A 12958-nucleotide genomic window follows, 5' to 3' on the forward strand; every position below is an offset into this window, starting at 1 on the left:
CGTGGGGGCGGGCGCGGGTCGGGGCGGGCGCCGCGGAGGCGGCGCGGCGGGCGGAGGCGCTGAACGCCCGGCGGCTGGAGGTGTTCGGCGGCGCCGAGCTGCGGCTGACCGGCACCGAGCAGGTCCGGACGGAGCGCGCGGGCGTGCCCCGCGACGTGGTCGCGCTCGGCGGGACGCTGCTGCTCGGCTGCAACGCGCCCGGGACGGCGGGCGTGACGTCCGTCGAGGACGTGTTCTCGCTGCACCGGTTCCGCGACGGCGGCGAAAGCGGCGACAGTGGCGGCAACGGGGACGGGGACGGCGGCGCCGGTGCCATCGGGCCGGCGGGCCCGGACGCGGTGCCGGGGCTGCTCGACGACCCGCGCTTCCACCGCGACTTCGCCGACATGTTCCGGTACTACCGGCAGGCGCGGCTGCTGCAGCTCCGGCTGGTGGACGGGCGGCTGCTCGCGGTGTTCCAGACCGGGCCGCAGCTGTCCGACCTGCGCGTCCTGCGCTGGCGGACGGCCCCGGACGGCACCGTCGCCTACGAGGACAACCAGGGCGAGCGCGACCACTCCTTCCCGCCGTCGCACGACGTCGAGTGGATCGAGACGACCCGCGACGACCACGTCCGGGGCAAGCACCCGCACATCTCGATCGAGGGCGAGGTGTTCGTCGCCACGGTCGGCGGGACGCTGACCGTCAAGGTCGAGAACGACACGTCCACCGACAGGGGGATCCACTCCGAGCCGGTGGACGAGCCGCTGCAGGCCCTCGCGGACGCCGACGTCCGGTACGCGCGGGTCGGCGCGCTGATCCTGCTGCGGATCCGGCCGTACAACGAGCCGTCGTGGCGGCACCTGGTGTTCAACGTGCGGACGAAGGAGGTCGTGCGGCTCGACGGGATCGAGCAGGCGTGCCGGCGGCTGCCCGACGACCACGGGATCGTCTTCGCGGGCGGCTACTGCCTGGACACCGGCGTGGTGAAGACGTTCGACACCGACGTCACCGGGCTGGAGTACGAGGGGGTCGTCCGGTCGCCGAACGGCGAGGACGTGCTGTACGCGTTCCACTCGCGCGGGGACGGGCGGTCGCTGCTGCTGCCGTACAACGTGATCCGCAAGCGGGTGGCGGCGCCGATCGCGTGCCACGGGTACTCGCTGTTCGAGGACGGCACGCTGGTGGTGCTGCGGGCGCTGCCGGCGGAGCCGGTCCGGGCGCATCCGATGCAGGTGTGGGCGACGCCCTTCGTGTCGGAGGAGCACGCCGCCGCGCAGCCGGTCGGGACGGGGCCGCTGGAGCGGGTCGGGAACGCCGACCTCGTCCGGGGGATCTCCGAGTGCCTGTCGATCACCCGGATGGTGGACGAGATGTCGCCGTCCGCGCGGGTGTTCGAGGCGCTGATCGCGGCGTGCACGCGGGCGTCCGACCTGTTCCACTGGCTGGCGGACGAGGAGCTGGGCGACCTCGCGGCGCCGATCGCGGACGTCCGGGCGACGGCCGGGCAGGTGCTGGACGAGTACGAGAAGGTCCGCGCGCTGACCGAGCAGGCCGGGGCGGCCGTGGACGAGGCGGGCGAGGACGTCGCCGCGCTGGTCCGGCGGGCGGGCGCCGAGGAGCCCGCGACCGCCGACGGCTGGGTGTCCCGGCTCGCCGAGATGCGGCGGGCGCTCGGCCGCCTGGAGACGCTCCGCGACCTGCGATACGCCGACACCGCCCGCATCGACGAGCTGTCGGGCACGGTCGAGACCGAGCTGCGCGGACTGGGCGAGCGCTCCGTCCGGTTCTTGCAGGGCGAGGACGCGTTCACCGGCTACCACGCCGAGGTGGAACGCATCGCCGAGGAGGCCGGGGCGATCGCGACGGCCGCCGCCGCGGCGCCGCTCGCCGAGCTCCTCGACGCGCAGAACGAGGGCCTGGAGGTCGTCACCGAGGTCGTCGGGGACCTCGACATCACCGACGCGACGGCCCGCACGGCGATCCTGGAGCGCGTCGGCGAGGTGCTCGGCGGGCTCAACCGGGCCCGCGCCGTCCTCGACAACCGGCGCCGCGAGCTGCTGGAGCACGAGGGGCGCGCCGCGTTCGCCGCCGAGCTGGCGCTGCTGGACCAGGCGGTCGCGGGCGCGCTCGCCGGCGCGACCACTCCGGAGCGCTGCGACGAGCAGCTCGGCCGGCTGCTGCTCCGGCTGGAGACGCTGCAGGCCCGCTTCGCCGAGCTGGAGGAGTTCACCGCCGGGCTGGAGACCAAGCGCACCGAGCTGTACGAGGCGTTCTCGTCGCGCAAGCAGACGCTGCTGGACGAGCGGGCGCGCCGCGCCGGCCGGCTCACCGGGTCCGCCGACCGGATCCTCACCGGGGTGCGGCGCCGCGCCGCGTCCCTCGCCTCGCCGGACGAGGTGAACGCCTACTTCGCGACGGACGCGATGGTGGCCCGGATCCGCGCGATCGCGGACGAGCTGCGCGGGCTCGGCGACGACGTGCGCGCCGAGGAGCTGGAAGGGCGGGTGAAGGCGGCCCGGCAGGAGGCGGCGCGGGCGCTGCGCGACCGGCTCGACCTGTACGGCGAGGACGGCACCACGATCCGCCTCGGCCGGCACCGGTTCGCGGTGAACACCCGCCCGATCGAGCTGACGCTCGTCCCGCAGGACGGCGGGATCGCGTTCACCGTCACCGGGACCGACTACCGGGCGCCCGTCCGCGACGAGGCGTTCGCCGCGACCCGCGGCCTGTGGGACCAGACCCTCGTCTCGGAGACACCAGAGACGTACCGGGCCGAGTACCTGGCGACGTCGGTCCTGGCCGCCCGGTCCGCGGACGAGCTGCGGGGCGCCGACCTGCTGCGGGTGGTGCGGGAGGCGGCGGCCGACCGCTACGACGAGGGCTACGAGCGCGGCGTCCACGACCACGACGCCGCCCGCATCCTCGACGTGCTGCTGCGCCTGCACGCGGACGCGGGCCTGCTGCGCTACCCGTCGTCCGCCCGCGCGGCGGCCCAGCTGTTCTGGACGCACGGCGCCGACGACGCCGCCCGCGCGGCCTGGGCGACCCGCGCCCGGTCCCTCGTCCGGGCCCGCCGGTCGTTCGGGCGCGCGCCCGCGCTGGACGACCTGGCGGGCGAGCTGACCGCGGCCGTCGAGGAGTTCTCGGCGCGCACCGGCCTGCCCGCGCCGGACGGACCGCAGGCCGCCGAGTACCTGATCGAGGAGCTGGCCACGGCGCCGGACGGGTTCGTCATCGGCACCGGCACCCGCGACCTGCTGAAGTCGTTCGGCCCGCACCTGTCCGCGCTGGAGGAGGACCTGCGGGCGCTCGGCGGCGACCTCGCCGCCCGGTATCAGCTCGCCGGGGCCTGGCTCGGCTCCCACCTCGCCGCGTCCCCGGACGCCGACCCGGCCGACCTGCCCGAGGCCGTCGCGACCGTGCTGTGCTCGTCCGCCCGCTACGACTCCCCCGCCGCGCTGACCGCCACCGTCGAGGACCTGCTCGGCGCCCACCCGCGCATCACCGGCGGCGCCCTGCCGCTCCGCCTGGACGAACTCCTCGCGCGCACACAGCGGTTCCGCACCGAGCGCGTCCCCGCGTTCCGCGCCTTCCAGAAGCGGCGCAACGAGCTGGTCGCCGTCGAGTCGGAGCGGCTCGGGATCGCGGCCCTCAAGCCCCGCACGATGAGCGCGTTCGTCCGCAACCGGCTCGTCGACGAGGTGTACCTGCCGCTCATCGGCGACAACCTCGCCAAGCAGATCGGCGCCGCCGGGGACGGCAAGCGCACCGACCAGATGGGCCTGCTCCTGCTGATCTCGCCGCCCGGCTATGGCAAGACCACGCTGATGGAGTACGTCGCGGACCGGCTCGGCCTCGCCCTCGTCAAGGTCGACGGCCCGGCCCTCGGCCGCGACGTCACGTCCCTCGACCCGGCGAAGGCGCCGAACGCCACCGCCGCCCGCGAGCTCGAGAAGATCGACTTCGCGCTGGAGATGGGGAACAACGTCCTGCTCTACCTCGACGACGTCCAGCACACCTCGCCGGAGTTCCTGCAGAAGTTCATCCCGCTGTGCGACGCGCAGCGCCGCATCGAGGGCGCCACCCGCACCCACGACCTGCGCGGCAAGCGCTTCGCCGTCTGCATGGCCGGCAACCCGTACACCGAGTCCGGGCAGCGGTTCCGGATCCCCGACATGCTCGCCAACCGCGCCGACGTCTGGAACCTCGGCGACGTCCTCGCCGGCAAGGACGAGCTGTTCGCGCTCAGCTACATCGAGAACGCCCTGACCTCCAACCCGGTGCTCGCGCCGCTGGCCGGCCGCGACCGCGCCGACGTCGAGCTGCTCGTCCGGCTGGCGTCCGGCGACCGGAGCGTCCGCCCGGACCGCCTCGCGCACCCGTACTCGCAGGCCGAGCTCGACCAGATCCTGTCGGTCATGGCGAAGCTCCGGCGCGTCCAGGAGGTCGTGCTGACGGTGAACCGCGCCTACATCGCCTCGGCGGCGCAGGACGACGCGTCCCGCACCGAGCCGCCGTTCCGGCTGCAGGGCTCCTACCGCGACATGAACAAGCTCGCCGAGCGGGTCCTCCCCGTGATGAACGACGAGGAGCTCGAGACGCTCATCGACGACCACTACCGGGCCGAGGCGCAGACGCTCACCTCCGACACCGAGTCCAACCTGCTGAAACTGGCGGAGCTGCGGAACGCCCTCACCCCGGAGCAGGAGGCCCACTGGGAGGAGGTGAAGGCCGCCTACGTCCGCGCCCGGACCCTCGCGGGGAACGAGGACGACCCGTCCGTCGGCGCCCTCCTCCACCTGGCCGACCAGCTCTCCGCCATCGAGAAGGCCCTCCGCGACCGCTGACGCGACCGGCCCGCGGCGCCCGTGGCTGTGCGGCCCGCGAAGGAAAGGCGCGCCCGATCGATCGGGCGCGCCTTCACGCAGTCGCGGGGGCGGGGATCGAACCCGCATCGCCGGCTCACGAGACCCGCATGCTCCTCGTCCCGGTCACTCCTGCTCGGACCGGGCCCGGCGCATCAGCGCCGGCATCATCTTGATCAGGACGGCGGCCATCGCGGCCACCAGCATCCCGACCATCATGCGGCCCGCCATGGCCCGCATGCCGCCCTTGCGCATGCCCATGTTCTGCTTCCTCATCGCTCACTCCTTCCTGTTCCGGTGGTGGCGCGGTCTCCGCCGCGCGGGTCGCCGGCGGCGAGCTCGGCCAGCAGCCGGTCGAGACCGGCGCCGCCGAACAGGTCGGCCGGAGTCTGCGGGGCCACCTGGGGCCAGTCATAGAGGACGATCGGCGCGGCCAGCACCGTGCCGTGCCCGCCCTGCGGGCCCGCCAGGACGGGCCACAGGCCGTCGCTGTGGCAGGCCGCCGCCGCGTCGGCGAAGCGCGGGGGCGGGGCGGCGGAGGAGACGAACGACCCGCCGGACGCGTCCGCGACGAGGTGCGCGCACAGCATCCCCGTGCGGTCCGCCTCGTCCCGGTCCCCGGCGGAGCCGGTGTTGACGATCACGGCGCGGAGCCGGACGGCGCCCGGCGCGGCCCGCTCCGCCGACAGCACGACGGTCCCGGTCACCCGGTCCCAGGTGCGGAAGACCCGCGCCGTGCCCTCGATCCGCTTCTCGTCGAAGCCCGCGGCGATCGCGACGGGCACGCGGACGGGCGAGCGCAGCAGCCGTTCCAGCCGCAGCCGCCCGCTGGTGATCTCGCGTTCGCGGGCCTCCTGCCGCGTCCGGTACGTCCCGGCGCCGGCCTTCAGCTCGTGCACCGGGGCGTCGCCGTCCATCATCTGCCGGTGCACCGCGTGCAGGAACCGGAGCGTGAACTCCACGGTCGTCTCGGGGCCGTCCTCCAGCAGGAACTCCGCGGAGACCGTCCAGCGGCCGCCGGACCGCTCCGCCTCGTCCTTCGGAAGGACGCCGCCGATCGTCCAGCGCTTCCCGGTCCGCGCCGCCGAGGCACGGTACGGCCACAGGAGATGCCCTTCGTAGAGAACCGTGTCGGCGATCGCCCTCACGGCGTCCATGGGCCGCTCTCCTCCGGCCGCATGGCCATCTCCGCGCTGAGCGCGGTGTCGCGCACGGCGGTGCCGGTTTCGTTCAGCGACTCCAGCCGCGCGGCGTCCCGCAGGCGCTCGGTGTCGTCCGGCTCGGCGTCGCCGTGCAGGGCTTCGGCGGCGTGGAGCAGCTCGTCCACGGTGTCGTCGAAGGAGGTGTGCGCGCGGCGGGCCCGGTAGGCGGCGAGGCGGTCGAAGCGGTCCTCGTCGAGGCGCAGCCATCGCACGGCGCCGTAGTAGCGGTCCACGAGGCTCCGCCACATGGCGACGGACAGCTCGCCGGTCGCCTGGTGCCGGCACGGGATCTGGGCGGTCCGCAGCACGCCGTCCTTGCCCGGGTAGAAGACGGTCCCGTCGAAGGCGAGGTCGAGCGGGACCTCGCCGCCGCCCAGGGCGCGCAGGTACTGGTCGGCGGTGACCTGCATGTCGTGCCCGCAGGGCAGCGCGACCGTCACCTCCGTCTCGCCGCGGAACGTCGGGACGGTCAGGCCGATCCGCGCCCACAGCAGCCCGCCGGGCGGGTCGTCCGACAGCGCGGCCGGGCCGATCATGCGGACCAGCCGGTCGCGCTCGGCGTCCTCGTAGCGGCGCCGCGCCGCCGCGATCGTCACGGTGGTGGTGAGCAGGACGCACTGGACCGGCCCGCCGTCCGGGCGGCGCAGCGCGATGCGCAGGTTCAGCGTGGGCGCCGCCGCGAAGGGCTCGGGTTCGATGCCGAGCAGGTCCAGCGCCAGTTCCGGGACCGCGTTCATGCGGGCGTCACGCCCCCTTCGCCGACGGTGGTCATGGCCACTCCCCCCAGAGATCATCGACCAATTCGACCTGCCCGGCGGGATTCGCCCGCAAACACCGCCGGAAATCACCCTCGGGCATTTCCATGACCACGCAAAGAGCACGCTCTACCTGGGAAGATCCGCGCGGTGGAACCCCTGCCGCGCGGCGAGCGGGGTGGGCGGGGCGGGTGGCGAAGCGGGTGATCGGAATTGGCCGTGACCGGGAGCGCGATGGACGCGATATCGAGGCATTAGCCCGATATGCGAGGGAGGGTGGGCCGGCCGGAGATCGGAAAACTTTCCGGAGTCATGCACGACACGGTGCGCTTCCACGCCGCATCGCGTCGCGGCGAGTCGCGTCGCGGCGAGTCGTGTCGCGGCGAGTCGTGTCGGCGGAGCGGGAGTCGCCCGGGCGGTGGCCGGGGGCCGCTGCTTGACCTGGAGCGCGCTCCAGCTTCTAGCGTCGTGCCCGTCCACCGCGAGAAGGAGCCCGCATTGCAGTACCGGAAGCTCGGCCGTACCGGCGTCGAGGTCAGCACCCAGTGCCTCGGGGCCATGATGTTCGGCGCGGTCGGCAACCCCGACCACGACGACTCCGAGCGCATCATCCACCGCGCGCTCGACGCCGGGATCAACTTCGTCGACACCGCCGACATGTACTCCGCCGGGGAGAGCGAGGAGATCGTCGGCCGCGCCCTCAAGGGCCGCCGCGACGACGTCGTCCTCGCCAGCAAGTTCTTCTTCCCGCTCGGGGACGAGCGCAACGCCCGCGGCGGGTCCCGCCGCTACATCGTCCGCGCGGTCGAGGACAGCCTCCGCCGCCTTGGTACCGACCACATCGACCTCTACCAGATGCACCGCCCCGACTGGGACACCGATCTGGAGGAGACCCTCGACGCCCTCACCGACCTCGTCCGCCAGGGCAAGGTCCGCTACATCGGCTCGTCGTCCTTCCCGGCGGACCAGATCGTCGAGGCGCAGTGGGCGGCGGCGCGCCGCGGCGGCGCCCGGTTCGTCTGCGAGCAGCCCCAGTACTCGATCTTCGCCCGCTCGATCGAGGACGCGATGCTGCCCGCGGCGCGGCGGCACGGCATGGGCGTCATCCCGTGGAGCCCGCTCGCCGGCGGCTGGCTGACCGGCAAGTACCGGCGCGACGAGGCGGCGCCCGCCGGCTCCCGCTTCGCGCCCTCCGACGACTCGAACTGGAAGGGCCGCACGGTCGACGCCGACCCGAGCGCGCCCGTCCGCTACGACGCCGTCGAGCGGCTCTCCAAGATCGCCGACGAGGCGGGCCTGTCGCTGACCCACATGGCGCTGGCCTTCGTCGGCGAGCACCCGGCGATCACCTCGACCATCATCGGCCCGAAGACGATGGCGCAGCTGGACGACCTGCTCGCCGCCGCCGACGTCCGCCTCGACCCGGCCGTCCTGGACGCGATCGACGAGGTCGTCCCGCCCGGCACCGACATCGCGGGCATCAAGCACCTGACCGGCAACCCGGCGCTGGACCCCGAGAACCGCCGCCGCCCCCGGTGACCGGCTTCTACCACGTCTGCTTCGCCGTCCCCGACCTCGCCGCGGCGATGCGCGACCTCACCGCGGCGGCGGGCCTGGCCTGGCGCGACCCCGCCGACGGGCGGCTCGGAGAATGGGACTACCGGATCGTCTTCTCCGCCGGTGGCGCCCCGTTCGTCGAGCTCATCGAGGCCGCGCCGGGCGGGCCGTGGGGCGACACGTCCCGGCCGGGCTTCCACCACCTCGGCTTCTGGACGTCCGACCTCGCGGCGGGGACGGCGAGGCTCACCGCGGACGGCTTCGCCGAGACGTTCTCCGGCTGCCCCCACGGCCGCGCGTTCGCCTACCACCGCGTCGACTCGATCGGCGCGGACGTCGAACTCGTCGACCGGAGCCTCCAGGCGTCCTTCCTGGACATCTGGAACCCCGGCGGCCCGCCGATGCCCGCCATCGACGAGCCCGCCTGAGCCGCCGCCCGCGCTTTGCCGCGCCGCCTCTCGTGCCGGGCGCTCCCGGGTCAGACGGGCTGACCGATGGGCCGGATGGTGAGGGTGTTGAGGTCGACGCCCGCCGGCTGGTCGAGGGCGTGGCAGACCGCCTCGGCGATGGGCTCGGGAGGCAGCGCGAAGGGCGGAGCGCCGGCGCCCTGCCAGAAGGGCGTGTCGATCATGCCGGGGTTGACGAGGGTGACGCCGATGCCGCGGGTCGTGGCGTGCAGGCGCAGGTTCTCGGCGAGTCCGGTGGTGGCCCACTTGGTGGCCGAGTAGAGATTGCCGGGCGAGTTCTTCAGCCCGGCGACGCTGCCGATGAGCACCAGCCGTCCGCCGGTGGCCTCGAGGTGGGGCAGGGCGGCGTGGGCCAGCAGGGCGGGGCCGAGAACGTTGGTGAGGACCATCGGCGCCCACGACGTCGGATCACCCGCCCCGACGGAGTCACCGGTCATGAATCCGGCGTTGGCCACCGCCGCGTCAAGGGCACCGAAACGCTCCACGGTGCGGGTCACGGCCGACTCGGTGGCCTCCCAGTCCGCCGCGTCCGCGATCATGCCCAGCAGCCGGTCGGGGCGGCCGGCGTCGTCCAGGAAGGTCTTCAGCCTGCCCTCGTCGCGGCCGGTGACGGCCACGCGGTGGCCGCGGTCGAGCAGCAGCCGCGCGGTGTGCGCGCCTATACCGCTGGTCGCGCCGGTGATCAGTACGGTCTTGCCGGCCATGGTCATGCTCCTGAGGTGTGACGGGGATGAGGGGCGGCGGACGGCGGTGATGGAGCGCCGTTCGTACCGCCGATCCCACGAAACCGGTGCCGTCAGGGGCGAGCAAGGTCGCGTTTATGGGGGGTACAAGCGCGACCTCCCTATCGTCCGGGCCGTGGGTACCGTGGACGAATGGAGTTTCCGCCCGAGAGCCACGGCGGCGATCGCACCGACAGCCTGACTGACAACCGGACCGACGGCCTGACTGACAACCGGACCGACGACCGCACTGAAAGCCGGACTGACAACCGCGCCGACAACCGCTCGGAAATCCGCGGCTTCCTCACGAGCCGGCGCGCCAGGCTCGCCCCGGAGCGGGTCGGGCTGCCCACGAGCCGGCGACGCCGGGTGCCGGGACTGCGGCGCGAAGAGGTCGCGGCCCTCGCCGGCGTGAGCACCGAGTGGTACACGCGGCTGGAGAAGGGCCACATCGGCGGCGTCTCCGAGGACGTACTGGAAGCGGTCGCCCGGGCATTGCTCCTCGACGAGGACGAGCGCACCTACCTGCTGGATCTCGCCAGAGCGGCTCGTCCCGCCCGCCGGGCGGCACGGCGCCGCCGCCGCAACGACGTCGAGATCCCTGCCTCCGTGCAGTGGATGGTCGACTCCATGACCATGGCCCCCGCCTTCGTGCGCAACGGCCGCCTGGACATCGTCGCGAGCAACGCGCTGTGCAGGGCTCTTTATTCACCGATGTTCGACAGCGGCACCACCGCCGATCGGGGCTGCGCCAACTTCCCCCGCTATTTCTTCCTCGACCCCGGCTCGTCCCATTTCTTCGTCGACTGGGAGGAGGGCGCGAAGGCAACGGTCGCCGTGCTCCGCGCCGAAGCCGGACGCGAACCCCACGACCGCGCTTTGCGCGAGCTCGTCGGGGAACTGTCCACGCTCAGCCCCGAATTCCGCACCATGTGGGCCAGTCACGACGTCCGGATCCACCACGGGGGCGTCAAGCGGCTGGACCATCCCGAGGTCGGCCGCCTAGAGCTGGCGTTCCGCTCTCTGAACCTGCCGCTGGCTCAAGGGGCCGTGCACGACCTGACCGTCTATGCGGCCGAGCCGGGCACCCCCTCGGAGGACCGCCTTAAAGTCCTCGCCAGTTGGACGGCACCTCGCGCCTCGGCCGCAGAACCGATCCGCCCGCCCCGCTGACGTCGAACCCGCTGACGTCGAACGGCGGGTCAGAGCCGAACGCCGCGAGCGCCCGCATCGGAAGCCCGGCGCGGCGTCCGGGTGCTTCTTCCGGGCGCCGCGTCCGGGTGCTGCGTCCGGGCGCGGCGGCCTTGGCGCTACGTCCGGGCGGCCAGGAAAGGCAGCACGACCTCCGCCATCTCGTCGGGCACCTCTTCGGCGAGGTCATGTCCGGCGTCGAGGACGTGGCCGGTGACGTCATCGGCGAACAGCCGCATCTGAGTCTCGTTCCGGTCGCCGATGAAGGCCGAGCCGCCGAGCGCCAGGACGGGGATGTCCAGCTTCTTCTGTGCGGCCTGCCGGTTCTGCTCGGCGTCGACGAGCATCGCCCGATAGATCGCCAGCATCGAGCGGACGCCTCCGGGCATGGAGTAGCAGCGCACGTACTCCTCGATCGCGTCGGCGGTGGCGCTGTCCGGGCGGCTGCGCTCGCTCTTGATCATGTACGTGATCAGCTCCCGTTCGTGTCCGGCGATGAGCATCTCGGGCACGTCCGGCTGGAAGTAGAAGCCCAGGTGCCACAGGTGCATGCCGCTCGAGACGTTCTCGGGGGTGAGCGCCGTGTGGTCCTCGAAGCCGAACCCGGGGAACAGCGCCTCGACGAAGACCAGGGCGCTGACATGGTCGCGGTTCCGGGCGGCGAGCTGGTAGCCGATCACGGCTCCCCAGTCCTCTCCGATCACGCTGTAGGTCTCGTGCCCGAGACCGGCCATCAGCGCGGCGACGTCGTCGCTCATCGTCGCGGAGTCGTAGCCGTCCGCGGGATGCGCCGAGTCGCCGAGACCACGCAGGTCGGGCACGACGACGGTGTAACGCGGCGTCAGCTTCGGGACGAGGTGGCGCCAGTGGTAGCCGGTCTTCGGCACGCCGTGCAGGAGCACGACGGCCGGCCCGGACCCGGCCGTCCGGTAGTGCAGGCTCGTCCCGTTGACGGCGGCACGGCCCGTCCGGACCGGCTCTCCCTGGTGATCAAGCATCATTCTCTTCTCCCTTTCATCGCGTGTTCCACATGGCTGCGGATGCAGCGCGTCGGATGGCGGCGGCCTGGCATCGGCGCCGGCCCACCGTTTTATGGATCGTGCGATCCAGATAGCGGGCATGCGACATCAGTCGAGGGCGGTCAGGGCGACCTCCACGAGCGGTTCGAGGGCGCGGGCGTCCGGCGTGACCTTCGAGGAGACCAGCAGCCCGTTGAGGAACGTGACGAGGAAGGCGGCCAGGGTCTGCGGGGCGTGTCGCGCCGAGATCTCACCGCGCTCCGCCGCCGCGCGCAGCAGTTCAGTGAGAGCGTCCTGGTTGGCGCCGAGCACGTCTCGAACGATGCGTCCGGTCTGTTGGTCCTCGGGCAGGCGCTCCGTGGCGGCGTTGACCAGGAGGCAGCCCTGGCCGCCGTGCTCGACGGCGATCCGGATCCGCTCGACCAGCAATGCGCGGACGGCCGAGCGGGCGTCCGCGCCCTCTTCGAGGGTCCGCAGGGCGGCCGCCGCGAAGGTGGAGCGATAACGGTCCAGCGCGGCCCGGTAGAGGCCGTCCTTGTCGCCGAACGCGGCGTACAGGGAGCCCTGCCCGATCCCGAGATGCCGGGTCAGATCGCGCACCGAGGTCGCCTCGTAGCCACGCGCCCAGAACAGCTCCATCGCGCGGCTCACCGCCGCCTCGGTGTCGAACTCCCTGGTCCTCGCCATGCGCTCACCGTACCGTATCTGGATCGCACGTTCAAGAATCCGGACTCTCGCCACCCCGGCCCGCCACGCCCCCGGCTCCGGCTCCGGCTCCGGCTCCGGCCGCACGGCGATCGCGACCGCGACCGCCGATTCAATGCAGTCACCGACATTGTTGGCCGCGGTGATTTGCTCTGCTCCTGCACCACGCGGGCTCCACCAGCGCAGGCCAGGCTTGACACCTACAAGAATGTCGAGTTGCTCAAACGCAGACCGTCGACGCCACCAAGCCCATCCGTACGCGAACTTGACAGCGTCCATGTCATGCAGCTTACGCCGTTCAAGAAGAGCGAATCCGAAATTTTTTCCGATGCCATTGGACTCATCAGCGTTCCAGCAACACTGAGAAATGGTGTTCGGGTGCTGGGGTGGCGCTTGCATACGGGGCCGCCCCTCCAAAGTCAAGGGCGCCTTCGGCGTCGCTTCGCGATGGACTTCGTCCACCCTTGACTTTGGAGCCTCTGCGGCCCCTAGG

Annotated in this window: 10 protein-coding genes; 4 read left to right on the forward strand and 6 right to left on the reverse strand. The window is 72.8% G+C overall.

The window, feature by feature from the left end:
- Positions 1-4829: DNA repair ATPase (locus tag ABZ914_RS34035; protein ID WP_500198295.1), on the forward strand; the 4829-nt coding region annotated here is incomplete at its 5' end.
- Positions 4830-4973: 144 nt separating this feature from the next.
- Here ABZ914_RS34035 and ABZ914_RS34040 read toward each other — a convergent pair.
- Genes ABZ914_RS34040 through ABZ914_RS34050 form a run of 3 tightly spaced genes read right to left on the reverse strand, consistent with a single transcriptional unit; the run spans position 4974 to position 6786 of the window.
- Positions 4974-5123: a hypothetical protein gene (locus ABZ914_RS34040; RefSeq protein ID WP_190854725.1), complete on the reverse strand. Its 150-nt coding sequence runs from the start codon at positions 5121-5123 to the stop codon at positions 4974-4976.
- A complete protein-coding gene (locus ABZ914_RS34045) occupies positions 5120-6004 on the reverse strand; it encodes a hypothetical protein (protein ID WP_500198297.1) in 885 nt (294 codons plus the stop codon). Before ABZ914_RS34045 ends, ABZ914_RS34040 begins: the two co-directional genes overlap by 4 nt.
- The gene (locus ABZ914_RS34050) at positions 5992-6786 is read right to left on the reverse strand and encodes a DUF6084 family protein (protein ID WP_500198298.1); all 795 of its coding nucleotides are present in this window, start codon (positions 6784-6786) and stop codon (positions 5992-5994) included. The genes ABZ914_RS34045 and ABZ914_RS34050 overlap by 13 nt, the downstream gene beginning before the upstream one ends.
- A gap of 516 nt (positions 6787-7302) precedes the next feature.
- On the opposite strand from ABZ914_RS34050, the gene ABZ914_RS34055 reads away from it, so the two are divergent.
- Positions 7303-8343, forward strand: a complete 1041-nt coding sequence (locus ABZ914_RS34055; RefSeq protein ID WP_500198300.1) for an aldo/keto reductase — start codon at positions 7303-7305, stop codon at positions 8341-8343.
- Positions 8340-8789: a VOC family protein gene (locus ABZ914_RS34060; protein ID WP_500198301.1), complete on the forward strand. Its 450-nt coding sequence runs from the start codon at positions 8340-8342 to the stop codon at positions 8787-8789. The genes ABZ914_RS34055 and ABZ914_RS34060 overlap by 4 nt, the downstream gene beginning before the upstream one ends.
- 50 nt (positions 8790-8839) lie before the next feature.
- Here ABZ914_RS34060 and ABZ914_RS34065 read toward each other — a convergent pair whose 3' ends face one another.
- Positions 8840-9532 carry an SDR family oxidoreductase gene (locus ABZ914_RS34065; RefSeq protein WP_500198302.1) on the reverse strand — a complete coding sequence of 231 codons (693 nt, stop codon included), beginning with the start codon at positions 9530-9532 and terminating at the stop codon, positions 8840-8842.
- 171 nt (positions 9533-9703) lie between these two features.
- Here ABZ914_RS34065 and ABZ914_RS34070 point away from each other — a divergent pair, with 171 nt between their 5' ends.
- A complete protein-coding gene (locus tag ABZ914_RS34070; RefSeq protein WP_500198304.1) occupies positions 9704-10723 on the forward strand; it encodes a helix-turn-helix transcriptional regulator in 1020 nt (339 codons plus the stop codon).
- Between the two features lie 137 nt (positions 10724-10860).
- Here ABZ914_RS34070 and ABZ914_RS34075 read toward each other — a convergent pair whose 3' ends face one another.
- Both ABZ914_RS34075 and ABZ914_RS34080 read right to left on the reverse strand, forming a co-directional pair.
- Positions 10861-11742 (reverse strand): alpha/beta fold hydrolase, encoded by an 882-nt coding sequence (locus tag ABZ914_RS34075; protein ID WP_500198305.1) that lies wholly within the window; start codon positions 11740-11742, stop codon positions 10861-10863.
- A gap of 126 nt (positions 11743-11868) precedes the next feature.
- Positions 11869-12447 (reverse strand): TetR/AcrR family transcriptional regulator, encoded by a 579-nt coding sequence (locus ABZ914_RS34080; protein ID WP_500198306.1) that lies wholly within the window; start codon positions 12445-12447, stop codon positions 11869-11871.
- Positions 12448-12958: the final 511 nt, after the last annotated feature.

The organism is Spirillospora sp. NPDC046719 (assembly GCF_040645715.1).
In the GTDB taxonomy this organism is placed as follows: domain Bacteria; phylum Actinomycetota; class Actinomycetes; order Streptosporangiales; family Streptosporangiaceae; genus Spirillospora.

Coding starts and splice junctions, on each gene's coding strand:
- ABZ914_RS34040 (WP_190854725.1), bottom strand. CDS start 5,123: ATGAGGAAGCAGAACATGGGCATGCGCAAGGGCGGCATGCGGGCCATG.
- ABZ914_RS34045 (WP_500198297.1), bottom strand. CDS start 6,004: ATGGACGCCGTGAGGGCGATCGCCGACACGGTTCTCTACGAAGGGCAT.
- ABZ914_RS34050 (WP_500198298.1), bottom strand. CDS start 6,786: ATGAACGCGGTCCCGGAACTGGCGCTGGACCTGCTCGGCATCGAACCC.
- ABZ914_RS34065 (WP_500198302.1), bottom strand. CDS start 9,532: ATGGCCGGCAAGACCGTACTGATCACCGGCGCGACCAGCGGTATAGGC.
- ABZ914_RS34070 (WP_500198304.1), top strand. CDS start 9,704: ATGGAGTTTCCGCCCGAGAGCCACGGCGGCGATCGCACCGACAGCCTG.
- ABZ914_RS34075 (WP_500198305.1), bottom strand. CDS start 11,742: ATGATGCTTGATCACCAGGGAGAGCCGGTCCGGACGGGCCGTGCCGCC.
- ABZ914_RS34080 (WP_500198306.1), bottom strand. CDS start 12,447: ATGGCGAGGACCAGGGAGTTCGACACCGAGGCGGCGGTGAGCCGCGCG.